Source organism: Curtobacterium sp. MCLR17_039 (assembly GCF_003234745.1).
Taxonomy (GTDB): Bacteria; Actinomycetota; Actinomycetes; order Actinomycetales; family Microbacteriaceae; genus Curtobacterium; species Curtobacterium flaccumfaciens.
The window spans coordinates 1-19,214 of the sequence record NZ_QKTF01000002.1 but is presented as its reverse complement, the minus strand read 5'-3'; the positions used below and the strand labels follow the sequence as shown (position 1 = coordinate 19,214).

The following is a 19,214-nucleotide window of genomic DNA, read 5'->3' as shown; positions in this document are numbered from 1 at the left end:
GGCACGAGGAGGACGCATGTCGATGGGCCCCACCGACGAGCTCGGCGCCGTGCTCCCCTCGGAACAGAGCGTCTTCGTGGTCGACTCCGTGACCTGCGTCTGCGGCCACGTGCAGGACGCCCACGAGCACTACCGTCCGGGCACGGACTGCGCCCTCTGCGACTGCCAGAAGTTCCGCAAGAAGCGCTGATCAGGCCTTCCGGGCACTGATCGATCCGGGGCGGTGCGGGAAACCGCCGCTTCCCCGCAGACGGGCACGGGTCGCCTTGTCGGCCCCGGAACCGCGCGGTTAGCGTCGCGTCCATGGCCATCTCCCCCGCGGTCCCCGCGTGCATCGTCCTCGCCCACGAGGACCCGGCACACGTGCGCCGACTCGTCGAGGCGCTCGACCCGTTCCCGGTGTTCCTGCACTGCGACGCGCGCACCCCCGAGACGGTGTTCCGCGCCATGACCGACGGGCTGCCGGATCGTGTCCGACTGCTCCCCCGGATCCGGACCGGCTGGGCGCGCTGGGAGAACGTCGCCGCCGAGGTGTCCGGCTACCGGGCTGCCCTGGCCGAGACCGACGCCTCGCACGTGGCCGTGCTGACCGGGAGCGACTACCCGCTCGCGAACCCCGCCGAGATCACGGCCCTGCTCGAGGCGCACCGCGAGGAGTCGTTCATCTCGGTCAACCCGCTGCCGTTCGCACCGTGGGGCCGTGACGGCGGCATCTCCCGCATCCGCTTCCGGCACTGGGCGTGGCGGAAGCACATGCTCCGGCTGCCGGTCCCCCGCCGCGTGCCGGCGAACGTCTCCTTCGCCGGGGGCTCACAGCTCAAGGTCCTCGCCCGCCGGCACGCCGCCGCCGTCGTGGACACCGTCGACCAGCGCCCCGACCTGGTCCGGTTCTGGCAGCGCACCTGGGTCGCCGACGAGACCTTCGTGCCGTCGGTGCTCAACTCGCCGTCGCTGACGCCGGGGTTCGCCGACGAGCACGTCTCCCAGCCGCTCTGGTGGATCGGGTGGGACGGCACCGCGCGGAAGAGCCCGCCGTGGTTGACCGTCGCCGACGCGGGGCAGCTGCTCGAGCGTCGGACGGACGCGGACGTCGAGGTGCAGCACCTGTTCGCACGGAAGTTCTCGACCGACCGGAGCGGTGACCTGCTCGACGTCGTGGACGCAGCCTTCGGGCTGCGCCAGGGCGCGGCGACGGGGTCGGCGTCGGCACGGCGGGACGCGGCAGCGGTGGTCGCACCGTGAGCTTCCCCCCGCAGACCCGCCGCGAGGCCCGCGCAGCGCGCGAGGCCGAGGCGCCCGCGCCCATCGCCCGGGAGCCCATCGCCCCGGAAGCCACCGCACCCGTGCCCGAGTCGCTCGACACCGGATCGGTCGCCGTGCGGAAGGGCGCCTCCGTCCTGTTCGGCCGCGGCCTGCTGTACGTCGTCGTCTGGTCGATGCAGCTCGTCGTCTCGTCGCTCATCTCCCCGGTGCTCGCACACCTCATGCCGCCGGCCGAGTTCGGCGTCCTCGCCTCGGCCATCGCCCTGTACCAGGCGCTCGTCGTGCTGGCCGTCCTCGGCATCGACCAGGCGTCGGTGCTGCAGCGGGCCGAGGACGGCGACGACCGCCGGGCGCGCGGCCTGCTCGCCGTCGGCATGGTCACCGCGATCATCGTCACCGTCGCGGCCCTCACCACGATCCCGGTCTGGGCCGACGCCGCCGGCTTCGTCGGCAACCACCCGCTGCTCCTCGTCGCGGTGCTCTGGACCGGCCCCGCCGCCATCGTGCAGATCTCCCTCGCGCTGCTCGTCGCCCAGGACCGCATCCGGGTCTTCGCGGTCACGAGCCTGCTGTCCTCGATCGGCGGCTCGGTCATCGGCCTCGGGCTCCTCACCTGGGTGCAGGCCGACGCGACCACCTACGCGTGGGGCGGCGTCGTCGCCCAGGGCGTGGCGATGGTCATCGGCATCGCGGCGACCCGTCCGCGTCTCGCAGGCCTGTTCGACCGCAAGACCACCGCCCGGGCGTTCCGCCTCGGCGTGCCGATCGCCCTCGGCAACCTGTCGTACTTCGTGCTGAACGCCGGCGACCGGATCGTCGTCCAGCGGCTGCTCGGCCCGGACGAGGTGGCCCGCTACCAGATCGCCTACGTCGTCGGCTCGGCCGTCATCCTGCTCCTGACCTTCACCAACCAGGCGTGGGCGCCGCACTTCGCCGCCCTCCGCGACCCGGTCGCCCGCCGGCAGCTCGCGATGCACTCCCGCGACGAGCTGTACCGGATGCTCGGACCGGTCCTGCTCGCCGTGACCCTGGTGTCACCGGTCGCGCTGCCGATCCTCGCCCCGGCGTCGTACCGCGTGCAGGAGCTCTCGGTCGTCGTCTTGGTCGTCGCGATCACCGCGTTCCCCGTCGTCGCCAGCGGTGCGACCGGACGCCTGCTCCTGGTCGAACGCCGCGGTGTCGCCGTCGGGGTGATCGCCGCGATCGCCGGCGCCGTGAACATCGGCGCGAACCTCGTGCTCGTGCCCGTGCTCGGCATCGCCGGCGCGGGCCTGGCCACCGTCGTCGCCTACGCGATCCTGGCCGCCATGCAGCTGCTGGCCCTGCCCGACCGCCGTGAGTGGCGCGGACCGGGTGCCCGGATCGTCCTGACGACCCTCGCCGCGCTCGTCGTGGCCGCCGCGTCCCTGCTCCTGCCGCAGGACGTCCTCTGGAACTGGGTCCGCATCGCCGGGGTGGTCGCCTGCCTCCCCTGGTTCCTCCGCCGACTGAAGACCGCAAGGGGTGGTGTCTCGTGAGACCGCGACAGACTGCACACGACGGCACCCGCCGACTCCGCGTCGGCGTCCTGGTGACCGGACTCGCCATCACCGGCGGACTCGAACGCTGTGTGCTCGAGGACACCCGCGAGCTCGTCGCCGCCGGCCACGAGGTCGAGGTCTGGCACCGGAACGCCCAGTCCCCGCGCGCCGCCGAGGGCCCACCGCCCTACCAGGCGATGGGCGTGGAGCTGGTGGAGGCCACCGACTACCGGTTCGGGATCACGACTGCGCTCCGCGACGCCTGGCGGTTCGCCCGCGAGGGGCTGCGGATCCGACGGTCGCACCTCGACGTCCTCTGGTTGAACCGGCCCGAGTACCTGCCGTTCGGCCGGGTCGCGTCGCTCGTCTCCGGAGTCCCGCTCGCGGTGCACCTGCACCACGCGCCGAACTACCGGCGGCTCGGCCCGATCGCCGGCGGCCGCACCCGCTACTTCGCCGTCTCGCACGCGATGGCGCGCGCCTGGGCGGAGTCCGGCGTGCCGACGGACCGCATCACGATCGTGCCGAACGGTGTCGACACCGACGCGTTCCCGGCCGCCACCCCGGCATCGGTGCACGACGCCCGCGCGGCACTCGGCATCCCCGAGGACACCCCGACGGTGCTGTACTACGGTCGGCTCACCCGGTCGAAGGGCGTGCTCGCCCTCCTGGAGGCATGGGGTCGCGTCCGGACGGCCGCTGCGGCACGCGTGCCGGTCACCACTCCCCCCGTGGCCGGTCACGCGGCGCCCGCGCCGCTCCTCGTGCTGGCCGGTGCGCTCTACCCGGAAGAGGCCGACGCCGTGCACGCCGCGATCGACGCGCTCCCCGCCGGTTCCGTGCTCGTGCTCCCCGAGCGGGACGACGTCGTCCCGCTCCTGCACGCCGCCGACGTCGTGGTGGCGCCGTCCCTCGAGCCCGAGGGCTTCGGGCGGGTCGTGGTCGAGGCGATGTCCGCCGGCCGTCCCGTCGTCGCCGCCGCATCGGGCGGCACCGGGGAGATCCTGTCGGGCGACTGGGCGCGGTACACCGTCGACCCGGCCGACCCCGACGCACTGGCGGAGAAGCTGCTCGACACCCTCGACGACGCCGAGCTCGACCCGTCCCTCGCCGCACGGTGCCGCGCGTGGGTCCGTGACCGCTACGGGCGCGAGCCGCACGTGCGAGCGCTGTTGCTGGCGCTGCTGGCACACGCTCGGCGCTGACCGGGCCGGACCCGGCGCCGTCAGCCGGCGGCGGGTCCCGTGGACGGCAGCGTGGCCCGGGGGCTCTCGCCGTCGGCAGGCACGTCGATCGTCATCCAGTCGACCAGCAACGACCCGGCGGCGTCCCGGGGCGGCAGGCCCTCGAGGGATCCCGTCTGCACGACCAGGTGCATGCGTTCCACGGGGATGTCCTGCGTGGTGCTCCCGACGACCTCGTCGTCGACCAGGAACGACATCCGCGAGGGCGTCCACTCGATCGTGTACGTGTGCCAGTCGGCCAGCGACGCGTCGGTCTCGTGGTGGACGCACTTCTCGGCCGGGTCGACCAGACAGTGCACGTTCAGCCAGGCGGGCGCACCGAGCGCACCCTCGGGGAAGTCGATCTCGCCGTGCGCCCAGACGTTCTCGTCGCTCCAGAGCAGCACCGCCACCCCGTACCCGTCGACCTCGTCGCTCTTCATCCGGATGCTGTAGCGCCCGGAGGTCTGACCACCCCATCGTCCGTCGACGAGCGGGACGACCCCGCCGGCGAGCGGGGTGCCCGCCTTCGTCGTGCGCAGGTGCATGTCGAGCATCCCGTCGTGGGCGCTCAGCGTGGACGCCTGGTACCGGCCGGTCCCCGCGGTGTCCGCGAAGCCGTGGTAGACGGTGAACCGGTCGTCGTAGGCCGCCTCGAACCCGCCCGACGGGGTGGTGTCGTCGAAGTCCTCGGAGAACACCCGCTTCCAGCCGTCACCGTCGCCGGTCGGCATCGCGACCCCGCTGGGGCCGGGGCCGACGGACGTCGTGCCGGTGGTCGCCGCGGCGACGGCACCGACCGCGACCACCAGGGCCGCGGCCACGATCGCGACCCGTCGTCCTCGTGTCCGGAGCGGGGTGCGGTGGCGGGAGGCGCCGAGGCCGTGCGCCGGTGCGGCACCGTGCGCGGCGGCCGACTGCTCGGCGACGGGGCGGGGGCCGTCCTCGTCCGGGGTCATCCAGCTGCCCATGCGCGGACCTCCGAGAGACCGACGTTGATCGTGCTGTTCGACACCCCGGTGGTGGTGAACCGCACCCAGGTGACGTTCCGGGCGGTGAAGTCGACCGTCCGGGCGCTGCCGTCGTTCGGGAGCTCGCCCACGGCGACCTGGCTGCCGTCCGAGAACGTCAGCGTGCCGCTCGTGATCTGGTCGTCACTGTTCGGACGGTCGTGCAGGACGATGCGCTGGAGCGCGACGGGGGCGGCCCAGTCGAGCTGGATCCAGATGCCGGTCCGTCCCCAGGGCACGGCCCACTCGGCGGTGTGGTCGACCGGGTGGCCGGACACCACGCCGTCGACGGCCTTCGCGACGGTCTGGCCGTCGGCCGGGTTGTCGGCGATCGCCGTCGGGGTGGCCGAGCCGGTGACGTCCCGCAGGCCCGGAGCGGGCGTGGGCGTCGGGGTCGGGGTCGGGGTCGGCGTCGGCGTCGGGGTCGGCGTCGGTGTCGGCGTCGGCGTCGGCGTCGGCGTCGGCGTCGTGCCGCCGCTGCTGCTCGCCGGCGACAGCGCGCGGATCTCGGCAAGGCCCACGTTCTGCGTCCCGCCACTGACCGACGTCACCGTGAACCGCACCCACGTGACACTGCGCGCCGCGAACGTGATCCGCTGCACCGCACCACCGTTGCTCAACGCCGGCACCTGCACACTCGAGCCGTCCGAGAACGTCAACGTCCCGCCCAGCACCTGGTCCACCGAGTTCGGCCGATCAGCGAGGTCGACCGCGTCCAACGCCGTCGCCTTCGCCCACCCGAGCTGGATCCACGTCCCCGCACGACCAGACGGCGCGACCCACTCCGCCGTCGGCGCATCCGGGTACCCGCTCACCACACCGTCGACCGCCTTCACGGCCGTCTGACCGTCAGCCGGGTTCTCCGCACTCGCCGTCACCGACGCCGAACCCGTCACGTCCGTCCGCGTCGGGGTCGGCGGCGGGGTCGTGTCGGCCGGGGCCATCGCGCGGATCTCGGCAAGGCCCACGTTCTGCGTCCCGCCACTGACCGACGTCACCGTGAACCGCACCCACGTGACACTGCGCGCCGCGAACGTGATCCGCTGCACCGCACCACCGTTGCTCAACGCCGGCACCTGCACACTCGAGCCGTCCGAGAACGTCAACGTCCCGCCCAGCACCTGGTCCACCGAGTTCGGCCGATCAGCGAGGTCGATCGCGTCCAACGCCGTCGCCTTCGCCCACCCGAGCTGGATCCACGTCCCCGCACGACCAGACGGCGCGACCCACTCCGCCGTCGGCGCATCCGGGTACCCGCTCACCACACCGTCGACCGCCTTCACAGCCGTCTGACCGTCAGCCGGGTTCTCCGCACTCGCCGTCACCGACGCCGAACCCGTCACGTCCGTGTGGGTGGGGGTCGGGTCCGTGGGGTCGGTGGGGTTCGTCGGCACCGGCGAGCCGGCGGTGTACTGCCGGCTGAGCCACGAGGTCTCCGGTCGAGCCGAGCAGGCCTGGTACGACGCGCAGGTCTCACTGTCGTGGGCGGCGTAGGTGAAGAACGCGTCGGCCTTCGCCTGGGTCTGGGCCGTCGTCAGGTTCGCCGGACGGTCGGCGATCGGGTACCCCATGTACCCGGTGAAGCCGTGCGCGCCGGTGTACTGCCGCTGCACCTGGTCGGTCAGGTACGCGACCGTGTGGTGGTCGCTGTGGTCCCCGTCGCCGTACTCGCCCTCGTGGTCGAGCGTGTGGATGTCCGTCGGTGCGAAGTCCTGCACGATCCCCTGCAGCGTCGCCCGGAGCTGCGCGAGCGTGTACGTGGCGCTGTGCGGGGCGTCGGCGACGGTGTGCAGGGTGTCCATGTCGCCCGTGTACAGGCGCTGGAGGCTCTCGTACCCGTTCGCCCAGAAGCCGTTGCCCTCGACGTTGCCGTCCGGCAGGTCGATGAAGACCAGGCTGATCCGCGGGTCGGCAGTGAGGGTCTCGGTGAGCAGGGTCCGTCCGGCGACCGTCGTGGAGCCGGTCGTCGACGCCGGGTCGACGCCGGCCATGCTCGCGTAGGCAGCCATCAGCCCGACCTGGCGTTCCTGCCAGTACCAGTCGGGCTTGCCGGCGTCACCGGCGGTGACGATCACCGAGCGCACGCAGCGCCCCGCGTCGATGTCCTTCCGCAGGTCCGTGCCCTGGAAGAGCAGGTCGTCGTCGGGGTGGGCGACGACGTTGAGCACCCGCCCGGCGCTGCAGTCCGCGGCCGCGGCCACGGCGGGCTGGACCGCGAGGTTCGGCGCGACCAGCACGGTGAGCACCGTGGCGACCACGCCCGCGACGGACGCGACGGTGGCCCGTCGCGTCCGTCGCGGTCTGTCGGAGGTCGGTTCAGTCGGTTGCATGGCGCAGGCCCTCCGTCGTCAGTTCGTACATCGCGGTCGTCCCCGACGACCAGACCCGCTTCCAGTAGGGCGAGGACGCCATGGCGGCGGCGAGCTCCTGGTAGTCGGCATCGCTCTGGTAGCCGTACCGCTCGTCGTAGGCGCCGAAGGGCTCCGCGACCAGGGCGTAGTAGCCGGTGGCCGACCAGTTCACGACCAGTTCCCGCGTCACGTTCGACAGGTCGGCCTCGGCGTCGTAGCCGCCGGTCGGGTCCGGGTACGGGCCGAGTGCTTCGCGGGACAGGTAGCCCACGTCGAAGTACCGTGCGCCGGTGTTGCTCGGGACGGCGTTGGCCGAGCCGGTGAGCAGCATCACGGAGCCCGCGGGCGCCGTGCGGTCGTAGTACTGCGTCGCTGCGGACTGGCTCCGGGTCATGACGCGGTTCCAGTCGAGCGAAGTCTGTCCGAACGCACCGATCGCGACGAGTGCCGCCACCGCTGCTCCGGCGACCGCGAACCGCACGGCGGACGGGCGCATCCCCCGCTGCAGGACCGCCCCGACCGGGGCGAACCGACCGGCGGGCATCGGGAGCGCCGCCGCCAGGATCGCGATCCACGGCGTCGCGAAGAGCACGACGCGGAAGACGCCCTCCTGGCCGTAGTTCGTGGCGACGAGCAGCGAGATCGGGCTCGCGGCGGTGGCGAGCAGCGCCCAGTGCGTCCGGTCGCGCCGCATCAGCACGGTCACCAGGGCGATGAGCCCGAGCACCACGAGCGCGGCTGCCGGGATGTCGAACGCCAGGCGCGTGACGAGCGGCTTCGGCAGGACGGTCATGTCGTGCGCGGGCGGCTGCACGTTGTCGAGCACGCGTCCGACCGCCGCGAGCGACAGGAACCGTCCGAGGATGTCACCGTTCAGCGCGGCGAAGACCACCGCCGGCACGAGCACGACGACGGGCAGCCACCAGGGGCGGAGCATCCGGAAGACGATGAGCGTGACGAGTGCGGCGACCGTCAGGTACGGCGAGATCTGGTGCGTCACGGCGAGCACGATGCCGATGAGGGTGATCGCGATGATCCGCGAGAGCCCCACCCGCCGTGCCCGCGGCTTGGCGGCGACCGAGCCGTCGGCGGTGGTGACGGCGGCGTCGCGCAGCGGTCCGGTGGCGAGCACGAGGATCACGATCGACATCAGGATGCCGGTCGACTGCGGCGAGAAGTACGTGGTGTTGAGCGAACCGGTCATCGCGGTCAGCAGCGCTGCGATCCACGGCCGACGGGCGCCGGGCAGCCAGTGCGCCGCCAGGACCCCGACCGCGATGGTCGTGCTGAACGCGAGCAGCACCGGCACCCAGGCGGCGATGAGGATCGTGTTGACGATGCCCCCGACGTCGGCGACCCAGGCGGCGCCCGCGAACAGGCCGGACCAGGTCTGGAAGATGTCGGCCGACGGGTTGGTCCCACCGAACTGGCGGATGTACTCGACGACACCGATGTGCCGGGCGGCGGCGGTCACGGTCGGCACGCCGTACGTGATCGCCTGGGCGAGCTGCACGACACCGCCGAGCACGACGACGGGCACGGCGAGTGCGCGGCCGCGCACCAGGGCGATGACCGCGGCGGCGACGACGAGCACGAGGCCGACGACCAGGCCCGGGCCGAGCGAGCCGAACAGGCCGGCGGGCACCGGGTCGCCCATGTGGGTGAGCGCGGCGACGACCACGACGACGAGCCCGCCGAGCGAGAGCGCCGTCACGGTGGCGGTCGTGCTCCACCGGGGCCGAGCGGTCGCACGGTGCACGAATCCGGCGCGACGGAGCTCCGCCACGTCACGGGGTACCGAGACGGCGAGCGCCGCCGCGGTGAGCACGACGACACCGACGAAGGGGACCGCCGGCGCCCAGATGTGGAAGGTCGCCATGGTGTACCCGATGGCGATCGTGCCGACGAGCGACCCGGTGACGGCGAGGACGGCGAACCGTGCGAGGGCCATCGGACGGACGAGCAGCATCGGGGCGACCCCGAGCAGGGCGAACAGGAAGACCGCGACGGCGCTCGCCCGCAGCGTGGGCAGCTCGACGACGCTGCCGACGGCGGCCAGCACGAGCGTCAGCACGACGATCGCGGCGGCACCGAGTCGCGCCGCCGGCCCCATCGCGCCACCGGGGGTCGGTCGCGCCGGCCCCGCGGTGTCGAGGCCGCGCTGCAGCTCGTGGCGGCCGTGCGCCGTGCGGTCGATCGTTCCCGCGCCGCCCATGCGTTCCCGGAGCGCCAGGACCGGAGCGGTGAGCACGGAGCGCCGCTCGACGCGACGCAACCGACGCTTCGTCGCCGCGAACTCCGCGTCAACGGCGTCGACGGTGTCCGCGTCGCGCGCGGTGCCCGTCCCGTGGCCGTTCGCCGGAGCAGCGTCGGCAGCGTCGTCGCCCTGCTCGAGGCCGAGGCGCGCGAAGGCGCTGATGGCCTCCGGTGCCGCGTCCACCGAGGCGGTCAGCGTGTCGCGGTCGAGTGCGTTCTTGGTCATCCAGGCTCCGAGTCCGTGGCCGTGCGCGGCAGCGGCGGCGCGGAGCGACGCGACGTCGTCCGCCGATCGCTGCCACGCGATCGCGGCCGGTTCGACGGCGATCGCGGATCCGGCGAACAGCAGTCGTGTGAAGAGGTCGAGGTCGTCGCCGCCGCCGACGCGGGTGCCGGGGCCGAAGGCGGTGTCGAACCCACCGATCCGGAGCGCGGTCGCGCGGTGCACGGCGAGGTTCGCGCCGGTGCCGTAGGCCGAGGCGGCGAAGGGGTGCAGCGGGAGGTCGTCGACCGGGTCGTCGAGCCGGAACACCCGGCGGCGGACGGTCCGCCCACCGGGGGTGCGGTCGTCGTGCCAGCGCTGCGCCGGCGTCCGGAGCTCGGCACTCGGCACGAGCCCGGTGACGCAGGCCACGTCCGGGTCGGCCGCGAAGGCACGGGCGATCGCGGCGATCCAGCCGCCGTCCACGACGGCGCCCTCGTCCACGAACGCGACGACGTCGCCGGTCGCGACGAGCAGGCCGGCGTTCCGCGCGGCGGCGAGGCCGCCGTCGGGCGCGGCGATGGTGGTGACGCGGCGTCCGCCGATGTCGACGGTCGCCACACCGCCGTCGTCGGCGCCGTGCGAGACGACGACGACGTCGAAGTCGGGGTGTCCGTTCACGAGCACCGACCGCATGGTCGTGCCGGCGGCACCGTCCGTGCAGAGCACCACGGTGACGGACGGCAGCACCAGACCTGCTGCCGGCCGACGCTCGGGTGCCGGCATGGGCCGGATCGCGCGCTGCAGCGCACGGACGTCGATGGTGCCGCCGATGCGGCGGCGTTCGGTGATCTCGGCCTCGACGAAGCCGAGCGGCTCGCCGTGGTCGCGGACGAGCAGGCGTGCACGCCCGTACCCGGTCGATCCCTGCAGGGCGATGACGTCCCGGTGGCTCGACGCGTGCACGTCGGCACGGTCGACCTCGCCGACCCAGAGCGCGCCGTCCCAGGTGGGGACGAGCGGCCCGGTCACGACCGGCGAGAGGACCATCGCCAGGGTCGCGCGGGTCACGGTGTGCCCACCGGCTGCGGGAGCGGGGCGGGTGCGGGCGGGGTCCGCACGACGACGGTGCCGAGGACCCGGCCGACGGCGTAGCCGGCGACCGTCGAGACGACGGAGAGCGCGATCGCGTACGCCCGCAGGCCTCCGCCACGACCGACGTGACGCAGTTCGCGCAGCACGGCGCCCGGGATCACGCGGGTCAGGTAGGTCGACTCGCTGGCGAGCGAGTCACCGGTGCCGACCCGACGGCTCAGCACGGCCTTCGAGATGCCCTCGTAGTAGCTGCGGCGGCGCAGGTAGCGCATCGTCACACGGTCCGGGGAGACCCGGTGCGAGACGTTCGAGCGCGGTTCGTGCCGGATCCGCGCGCCGGGACGGGCCTGGGCGATGCGGATGCAGAGTTCGGTCTCCTCGCAGCCGAGCGGCTGGTTGCCGACGCGGCCGATGCCGGAGCGGAAACCGCCGGCGAGCAGGATCGCGTCGCGGCGGAACGCCATGCTCGACCCGATGACGTTGCGGACGTCGCCCGGGGTCTCGGGCAGCCCGCGGTACGAGCACCCGACGATCCAGAGCAGTTCGTCGGCGTACGGGCCGGGGCCGGTCGCGGTCGGCCAGGACGGCGTGGCACGACCGCCGACACCGACGACGTCGGGGTCCTCGAGCGCGGTGAGCATGTGTCCGAGCCAGTCGGGGTCCGCGGTGGCGTCGTCGTCCAGGAACGCGACGACGTCGGCGTCGGTCAGGGCGACACCGGTGTTGCGGGCCCCGGAGAGTCCGCGGTCCTCGGTGTTCGGGACGACCCGGAGTTCCGGCCAGCGCGCGGCGGCGCGGGCCAGGAGCTCGGGCTCGTGGTCGATGACGACGACGACCTCGGGGCCCTCGGGCTGGCGCTTGGCCGACTCGACGCTGTCCTGCAGGTCACCCCAGCGCTGCTGGGTGTAGGCGCAGATGACGACCGCGACGGTCGTCACGCGACGTCCTCCTCGAGGGCGACGACGGACGCCCCGGCGACGACGGACGCCCCGGCAACGGCGGACGCGGCGACGGGGGTCGCGACGGACGCAGCGACCGGCGACGCAGCGACGGGCGCAGCAGCGACAGGAGCAGCAGCCGGCGCGGCGAGCTGCTCGGCCGGCGGGACGACGCTCATCGCCGCGCGACGGACCTCGGCACGGCCGATGGCGGCGCGACGACGCTCGTGCATGATCGACTTCAGCACGCGGATGCCGTCGGTCACGGCGTTGAGGTTGCTGGAGCCGTGCACCCGGAGCTTCTCGTGGCTCGGCACCTCGGTGATCGCGAGCTCGGCGGCCGACCAGCGGCAGGTCAGGACGGTCTCGATCTCGAACCCGTCGCCCCACAGCATCGAACCGTCGGCCGGCTTCGGCAGCTCGGACGACAGCAGACCGATCTCCGGCAGGACGTCCGCCCAGAAGGCGTTGTAGCCGTAGCAGAGGTCGCTGTAGCGGGTGCCGAGGATGATGTTGCAGAGCATGTTCAGGCCGCGGTTGCCCATGTTCCGGACGATCGTGATGTCGTCGCTGCCACCGCCGAGCGAGTACCGGGTGCCCTTCGCGACGTCGGCGCCGTCGATGAGTGCCTGGACGAACCGCGGGATCTCGTCGGGGTCCGCGGAGCAGTCGGCGTCGAACATGACGACGATGTCGCCGGTGACGGCCTCGAAGCCGCAGGCCAGGGCGTTGCCCTTGCCCTTGCGGGTCTGGTGCACGACGCGGATGTCGGGCATCACGCGCTGGGCGGCGGCGATGGTGTCGTCGACGGAGTTGCCGTCGACCAGGATCACCTCGTACACGGGCGGGAGCTTCGGGAGGATGATCTCGAGGTTGCGGGCCTCGTTCCGTGCCGGGATGACGACGGAGACCCTCGGGTCTGCAGGGCGAACGGTACGTGCGGGCATGGCGCGGTCCTGTCGGGTCAGGGTTGCTGTCGGGTGGTGGCTCGTCGAGACGAGCGGCGCGTCCTCGGATGACGCATCGACGACGGTGACCGTCGTCGGTCGAGCAGCGGGACGCGGGTACGACGCCGCCTGCTTGCCGCGGGTGAGTGGGTACTCTCCCCCGCGGTTCCAACCATCGCCGTGGCCAGCGGGAGGGTCAATGCGCGGTGCGGTCCCTTGCGGACACCCGGGTGCGGATACGGAAACCCGCAACCCTCGTGCAGGTTGGCCCTCCGGCGCGGCGGCCGGCGGGTGGTGGACGCAGGACGAGCGGTCGGGAGGCGCGGTGCCAGCTGGCACCGCGCCTCCCGTCCGCTCGTGGGCCGGTCTCAGACCTGCGGCACGTCCGCCGTCTCGAAGGCGGCCCGCAGCGCGACCGCCAGCTCGGCGACGTGCGGTTCCCGCAGCAGCGACGTGTGCTCGCTCGCGATCCGCACCATCTCGGTGGGCCCGCGCAGCAGGGCGGACCACCCGGCGGCGTCGGGGTTGGCGTCGGCGAGGACGTAGGTGGCCCTCCCGTGGAACGGCGTCGGGTGGTGGCGTCTGGTGACGATCTCGGCCTGGTCGAAGAACGCGTCGAAGTCCTTCTGCCCACCGTGCCGCAGCACGCCGGCCGTGTACGCACGGAGCCGCTTGGCGAACAGCGCTCCGTACGGCACACCCGCGGGCAGCACCCGCCTGACGGCGCGGTCGAGCCCCCGCTGCACGGCCCGGACGGCGGTGTTCGGCTGGTCGCGCGGCTCCATCCGGCCGAAGTGCAGGCGGGCCTGTTCGGACTTCGTGCGGGGCAGGTAGGTGTCGAGCAGGACGACGTGCTCCACCTGCTCGCCGCTCTCGGTCAGGAGCCGGGCGATCTCGAGCGCGACGAGTCCGCCGAGCGAGTGCCCGACGAGCAGGTACGGGCCGCGGGGCTGCACGATGCGCATCAGGGCGAGGTAGCGGCGGGCGCTCCGCTCGATGTTCCAGTCCGGCATCCCACGGCGCTCGAGGGCGTGCTGCTGGAACGCGTACAGGTCGTGTGCGGGCAGGTGCCGCGAGAGCGGCAGGAACGTCAGCGCCAGGGCACCGCCACCGGCGAAGCAGAACACCGGCGGACGGCCGCCCTCGCGCGCCTCGGACACCTTCACGACGTCGGGGTGGCTCGGCAGCGCGCTCGTCCCGCTCCGCACCCGTCGGGCGAAGGCGCGGAGCGTCGGGTGCTCGAGCACGTCCGAGGAGCGCAGGTCGACCCCGAGCCGGTCCTGCACGACGGCGAGCATCTCCTCGGCGGACAGCGAGTCGCCGCCGAGCGCGGAGAAGTCCTCGTCCAGGTGCACGCCCCGGAGCCCGAGCACCTCGGCCCAGATCTGCCCGACGACGAGCTCCCACTGGTCGTACTCGCCCTCGACCATCTCGGTCTCGACGCTCGGCGCCCCGGGGAGTTCGGCCCGGTCGACCTTGCCTCGCTCGTTCCGCGGCAGTTCGGTCATCGGCACGATCGACGCCGGCACCATGTACTCGGGGAGCCGCTCACGGAGCGCCCGGCGGAGCGCGCCCGGTGCCGGGGTGCGGTACCCCGGGCGACCGACCACGTAGGCGACGAGCCGGGTGACGGAACCGGGGTCGACCTGTGCCGTCACGACCGCGTCGTGCACCTCGGGGACCGCGCGGAGGGCCGCCTCGACCTCACTCGGCTCGACCAGGTAGCCGCGGACCTTCACGGCGTCGTCGGATCGGCCGAGCAGCACGAGCCGCCCGTCGGGGTCGACGCGGGCCAGGTCGCCCTGCCGCCAGCTCGGGGTCCCGACGGGGATGCCGGCGACGGCCTCGGCTTCGCCGGTGTGTCCGGCCCGTTCGGCGGTCTTCTCCGGCGCGCCCCAGTAGCCCGCGGTCAGGGCGTCGGAGACCACGACGAGCTCGCCGGTCTCCCCCGGGTCGGCAGGGCTGCCGTCCTCACGGAGCACGAGGACCGTCTTGCCGGGCAACGGCCACCCGGCGGGCACGACGCCCTCGGGCACCGGCTCGCCCGGGGCCACCGGGCAGTAGGCGACGCACGCGGTCTCGCTCGAGCCGAAGGCGTTCAGGAGCAGTGTGTCCGGGTCCAGGTGGGGTCGGGCCGCGGCGAGGTCGGCGCCGGTGACGGACTCGCCCGTGGTCATCAGGAAGCGCAGCCCGCCGAGCACCGGTGCGGTTCCAGCTGCGGTCCCGTGCGACCCGGGGGCGCTCTGCGACCCGATGATCGAGCGCAGCAGGTGCGGGGTGCAGACGAGCACGTTCACGTCGTCGTCCCGGAACCGCCCGAGCAGCCGCTCGACACCGAGTTCACGCGGCTCGAGCAGCACGATGGTGCCGCCGCAGAGCAACGTGTCGAACGAGAACAGGAGCCCGGCGGCGAAGGACAGCGGCAGGACGACACCGAGCCGGTCGCCGGGGCCGAGGCCGAGGGCGACCGCGTCCTGCTCGGCGTCGGCGATCTGCTGCCGGTGCGTCAGGACGACGCCCTTCGGCATGCCGGTCGAGCCGGAGGTGAAGACGATGGCGAAGGGGTCCCGCCCGCCCGGGCGCAAGCCGACGGTGTCCGCCGACGGGGCCGCGCCGGGACCGCCCGCGTCCAGTGGTTCGCCCGCGTCCAGCAGTTCGCCGAGGGCGTGCACCCGGCCGTCCCGCTCCGCGACGACGGCAGCGGCCAGCGCCGCACGCTCGGTGTCGGCCACGATCTCGTCGACGCCGGCGAGCCGGGCCACGTGCGCCAGGCGTGCTGCGGGCAGGTGGTCGTCGAGCACCACCACGGTCCGTCCGGCACGCACCAGCGCGAGGATGCCGATCACGGCCTCGGTCGACTGCCCCGCCATCAGCCCGACCGGCTTCGACGCCCCGCCCGGGGTGTCGCCGACGCCGGCGCCGCTGTGGTCGTCGGGTCGGAGTGTCACGGCCAGGGCTGCGGCCAGCGCGCGCGAGGCCCGGTCCGCTTCGGCGTAGGTGTACGGACGGCCGTCGCCCGCGAGCGCGGCGGCGTCGCCCCGGAGTGCCACCACGCGGTCCCAGCGGTCCAGCACGGAGTGGTCGGCCGCCGCGGGCACGGATGCGGGGTGGTTCCAGGGATCGACGGTCGTCAGCGGGTCGACGGAGGTCACGATGACACCTCGGGTGCTCAGCAGCGGACCGCCACGACTCCCGCGACGGTCTTCCGACCGTAGGTCCGCGCTCCCCCCGCCCGCGAGCAGTCGAGAGCCCGGTGCGGGGAACCGCAACCGGTCTGGAGGCGCGGCCTGCGCCCGCCACGGACGGTACGACTCCGGAACGACCGGACCACCGCCGTGGGCGCCTTCCGCACGGCGGCTCGCCCCGGCTCGGGGATCGTGCGGTTCCGCGCAACCTCCGGATCAGCCGTGGCGTGACCGTGGATGAGCCGTGCATCCCCGATGAGGACGCTCGGAACCAGCACGGCCGCGAACGAGATAAGCCCGGTACGAGAACAGCCCGGAACGAGAACAGCCCCCGGGAGATCCCGGGGGCTGTTCATCGAGTGCTGGGGTACCTGGACTCGAACCAAGAACGACGGTACCAGAAACCGCTGTGTTGCCAATTACACCATACCCCAAAAGGCCTGTCGGCCTTCTGGCCCGGTCACCCGGGGCACGATCAACTACTGTACAGCATCCCGGAGGTCCGCAAGACCACCCACCAGGTCTCGGTGCACGGCGGCGGCGGTCGCGGCGCCGTGTCCGGCGGCGACGATGAGCTGCTCCGGCCCGGGAGGCGTGACGTCTCCCACGGCGTAGAGCCCCGGGACGGACGTCCGGCCCACCCGGTCGACCACGAGGAGTCCCTGCGTGTCGCGCTGGAGCCCCTCGAGTTCTCCGGGCGTGTCGCCGTTCGCGGCCGTGTTCCCGCTCGTGGCGCTCGTACTCGTGGTGGCGCTGGTGCGCAGCCAGTCGAGGTCGGCGTGCCACACCGGTCGGACGAACCCACCGGTCCGCGGCTCGACGTGGCCGTCCGCGAGCCGGACGCCGGTCATCCCGGAGCGATCGCCCTCGAGGTCCTCGACGACCCGCTCGTCCACGACGACCCCCGCCGACGCCAGCCGAGCGCGGCCGGCGTCGTCGAGCGGCGCCACCCCGTTCGTGTAGACGATCAGGTCGTCGGTCCAGGAGGCGATGAGCAGCGCCCGGTCGACCACGTCGTCGGTCTCGCAGATGAACGCGAGCGGCTGGCCGGCCTTGTCGTACGCATCACACTCGACGCAGCTGTGCACCGCGGTGCCGTAGAACGCGCGGAGCATCGGCAGTGCCGGGAACTCCTCACGCAACCCGGTCGCCACGACGACCGTCCGGGCGCGGGCCTCGAGCTCGGTGCCGCGCCACGAGCCGTGCACCCGCCAGGTGTCCGTGTCGGCGTCCGGGGCCACCAGGTCGACGACGGACTGCACGACCGTCGCCTCCGGGTACCCCTCGACCTCGGTCCGCCCGAGCTTGCGGAGCTCGAGCGGCGAGATGCCATCGCGCGTCAGGAACCCGTGCGACCGGAGCGTCGCGGCGTTCCGGGGGCGGTTCGCGTCGACGAGCAGGACGGTGCGCTTCGCCCGGACCAGGTTGAGCGCAGCGCTCAACCCGGCCGGACCGGCGCCGATGATCGCGACGTCGTGCACGACCGGGACGGTGTGCGCCGTGCTGCTCACGGCCGGTCAGCGCGCCGCGAGGGCGCGGAGCCGGGTCAGGGTGGACTCCTTGCCCAGGATCTCCATCGACTCGAACAGCGGCGGACTGATCCGACGTCCGGACACCGCCACGCGCAGCGGGCCGAAGGCGACGCGGGGCTTCAGGCCGAGCTCGTCGATGAGGGCTGCACGGAGTGCACCCTCGACGGCCTCTGTGGTCCAGTCCTGGACGCCCTCGAGTGCCGCGGTGCTCGCCGCCAGGACCGTCGCCGTGTCGCCCTTGAGCGAGGCCAGGGCGTCGTCCTCGACCACCAGGTCGGCGTCGGAGGTGAACAGGAACCCGAGCATCGCCGGTGCCTCGCCGAGCAGCTGCATGCGCTCCTGCACGAGCGGAGCCGCCTTGGTCAGGACCTCGAGCTGCTCCGGGGTCGCCGGGTCGCTGATGAACTCCGACAGGTACGGCAGCAGGCGCGACCGGAAGTCCTCCGGCGCCAGCAGACGGATGTGGTCCCCGTTGATCGCCTCGGCCTTCTTGTGGTCGAAGCGGGCCGGGTTCGGGTTCACGTCGGTGACGTCGAACGCCGCGACCATCTCGTCGATCGAGAACACGTCGCGGTCGGGGCCGATCGACCAGCCGAGCAGCGCCAGGTAGTTGACGAGCCCCTCCGGGATCATGCCGGCGGCACGGTGGTGGAACAGGTTCGACTCGGGGTCACGCTTCGAGAGCTTCTTGTTGCCCTCTCCCATCACGTACGGCAGGTGCCCGAACACGGGGTTAGAGGGCGCGAGGCCGATCTCGTACAGCGCCTCGTACAGGGCGATCTGCCGCGGGGTCGACGACAGCAGGTCCTCACCCCGGAGCACGTGGGTGATGCCCATCAGGGCGTCGTCCACCGGGTTCGTGAACGTGTACAGCGGCGTGCCGTTCGGGCGGACCACCACGAAGTCGGGGAACGTGCCCTGCTTGAAGGTGATCTCACCGCGCACCAGGTCGTCGAAGCTCAGGTCACGGTCGGGGACCCGCAGCCGGAGTGCCGGCTCGCGGCCCTCGTCGCGGAAGGCCTGGCGCTCGGCATCGGTCAGGTCACGCTCGTGGTTGTCGTACCCCTGCTTCGGGTCACGACCGGCGGCCTTGTTGCGGGCTTCCATCTCGTCCGGCGTGACGAAGGACTCGTAGATGTGGCCGGATTCCTTGAGCTTCGTGATCACGTCGTCGTAGATCGCGGTTCGCTCGGACTGCCGGTACGGTCCGTGCTCGCCGCCGGCGTCCACCCCTTCGTCCCAGTCGAGCCGGAGCCAGCGGAGCGCGTCGAGGATCTGCGCGTACGACTCCTCGCTGTCGCGGGCGGCGTCGGTGTCCTCGATGCGGAACACGAGCTTACCGCCGGTGTGGCGGGCGTACGCCCAGTTGAAGAGCGCCGTACGGATGAGCCCCACGTGCGGGGTCCCCGTCGGGCTCGGGCAGAAGCGGACGCGGATGTCGGAGCCGGAGGCGGTGGTGAATGGCGCAGTCATGACCCGTCAACCCTACCGCGGCACCTGTGCCTCCCACCTGCCCTGTGGAGGGGCCGCAGAACGCAGAAAACCCCTGACCACGAATGGTCAGGGGTTCCCTGGTTCTTCTACGTTAAGTCCGGCGGCGTCCTACTCTCCCACAAGGTCCCCCTTGCAGTACCATCGGCGCTGAGAGGCTTAGCTTCCGGGTTCGGAATGTGACCGGGCGTTTCCCTCTCG

Annotated in this window: 12 protein-coding genes, 1 tRNA gene and 1 rRNA gene; 4 read left to right on the top strand and 10 right to left on the bottom strand. The window is 72.9% G+C overall.

What is annotated here, in order from left to right; all coding sequences use genetic code 11:
- Nucleotides 1–16 precede the first annotated feature (16 nt).
- From DEJ00_RS18410 to DEJ00_RS02070, 4 genes are all read left to right on the top strand, one after another.
- Nucleotides 17–190, top strand: a complete 174-nt coding sequence (locus tag DEJ00_RS18410) for a hypothetical protein (RefSeq protein WP_155896838.1) — start codon at nt 17–19, stop codon at nt 188–190.
- A 113-nt stretch (nt 191–303) separates the two neighbouring features.
- A complete protein-coding gene (locus tag DEJ00_RS02080) occupies nt 304–1,242 on the top strand; it encodes a beta-1,6-N-acetylglucosaminyltransferase (RefSeq protein WP_111056288.1) in 939 nt (312 codons plus the stop codon).
- Nucleotides 1,239–2,780, top strand: coding sequence for a lipopolysaccharide biosynthesis protein (locus DEJ00_RS02075; RefSeq protein ID WP_111056287.1), 1,542 nt, complete (start codon nt 1,239–1,241; stop codon nt 2,778–2,780). Before DEJ00_RS02080 ends, DEJ00_RS02075 begins: the two co-directional genes overlap by 4 nt.
- Nucleotides 2,777–3,988, top strand: coding sequence for a glycosyltransferase family 4 protein (locus DEJ00_RS02070; protein ID WP_181440065.1), 1,212 nt, complete (start codon nt 2,777–2,779; stop codon nt 3,986–3,988). Before DEJ00_RS02075 ends, DEJ00_RS02070 begins: the two co-directional genes overlap by 4 nt.
- Nucleotides 3,989–4,008: 20 nt before the next feature.
- Here the strand turns inward: DEJ00_RS02070 and DEJ00_RS02065 are convergent, their stop codons facing one another.
- The 10 genes from DEJ00_RS02065 to rrf form a co-directional block, all read right to left on the bottom strand.
- The gene (locus tag DEJ00_RS02065) at nt 4,009–4,977 is read right to left on the bottom strand and encodes a glycoside hydrolase family 16 protein (RefSeq protein WP_111056285.1); all 969 of its coding nucleotides are present in this window, start codon (nt 4,975–4,977) and stop codon (nt 4,009–4,011) included.
- The gene (locus DEJ00_RS02060) at nt 4,962–7,274 is read right to left on the bottom strand and encodes a PIG-L family deacetylase (RefSeq protein ID WP_181440064.1); all 2,313 of its coding nucleotides are present in this window, start codon (nt 7,272–7,274) and stop codon (nt 4,962–4,964) included. Before DEJ00_RS02060 ends, DEJ00_RS02065 begins: the two co-directional genes overlap by 16 nt.
- A 58-nt stretch (nt 7,275–7,332) precedes the next feature.
- Nucleotides 7,333–10,896, bottom strand: a complete 3,564-nt coding sequence (locus DEJ00_RS02055; protein WP_111056283.1) for a glycosyltransferase — start codon at nt 10,894–10,896, stop codon at nt 7,333–7,335.
- Nucleotides 10,893–11,858 (bottom strand): glycosyltransferase family 2 protein, encoded by a 966-nt coding sequence (locus tag DEJ00_RS02050; protein ID WP_071246821.1) that lies wholly within the window; start codon nt 11,856–11,858, stop codon nt 10,893–10,895. Before DEJ00_RS02050 ends, DEJ00_RS02055 begins: the two co-directional genes overlap by 4 nt.
- Complete coding sequence (locus tag DEJ00_RS02045) at nt 11,855–12,805, bottom strand: glycosyltransferase family 2 protein (RefSeq protein ID WP_258373491.1); 951 nt, start codon at nt 12,803–12,805, stop codon at nt 11,855–11,857. The genes DEJ00_RS02050 and DEJ00_RS02045 overlap by 4 nt, the downstream gene beginning before the upstream one ends.
- Before the next feature lie 368 nt (nt 12,806–13,173).
- Entirely contained in the window at nt 13,174–15,957 is a 2,784-nt protein-coding gene (locus DEJ00_RS02040) for an AMP-binding protein (RefSeq protein WP_181440063.1), read from the bottom strand.
- Nucleotides 15,958–16,352: 395 nt separating this feature from the next.
- Nucleotides 16,353–16,424, bottom strand: a tRNA-Gln gene (locus tag DEJ00_RS02035).
- Nucleotides 16,425–16,469: 45 nt separating this feature from the next.
- The gene (locus DEJ00_RS02030) at nt 16,470–17,501 is read right to left on the bottom strand and encodes an NAD(P)/FAD-dependent oxidoreductase (RefSeq protein ID WP_111056281.1); all 1,032 of its coding nucleotides are present in this window, start codon (nt 17,499–17,501) and stop codon (nt 16,470–16,472) included.
- A 6-nt stretch (nt 17,502–17,507) separates the two neighbouring features.
- Complete coding sequence (gltX, locus tag DEJ00_RS02025) at nt 17,508–18,995, bottom strand: glutamate--tRNA ligase (RefSeq protein ID WP_111056280.1); 1,488 nt, start codon at nt 18,993–18,995, stop codon at nt 17,508–17,510.
- Between the two features lie 116 nt (nt 18,996–19,111).
- Nucleotides 19,112–19,214 (bottom strand): 5S ribosomal RNA (rrf, locus tag DEJ00_RS02020); the annotation flags it as partial.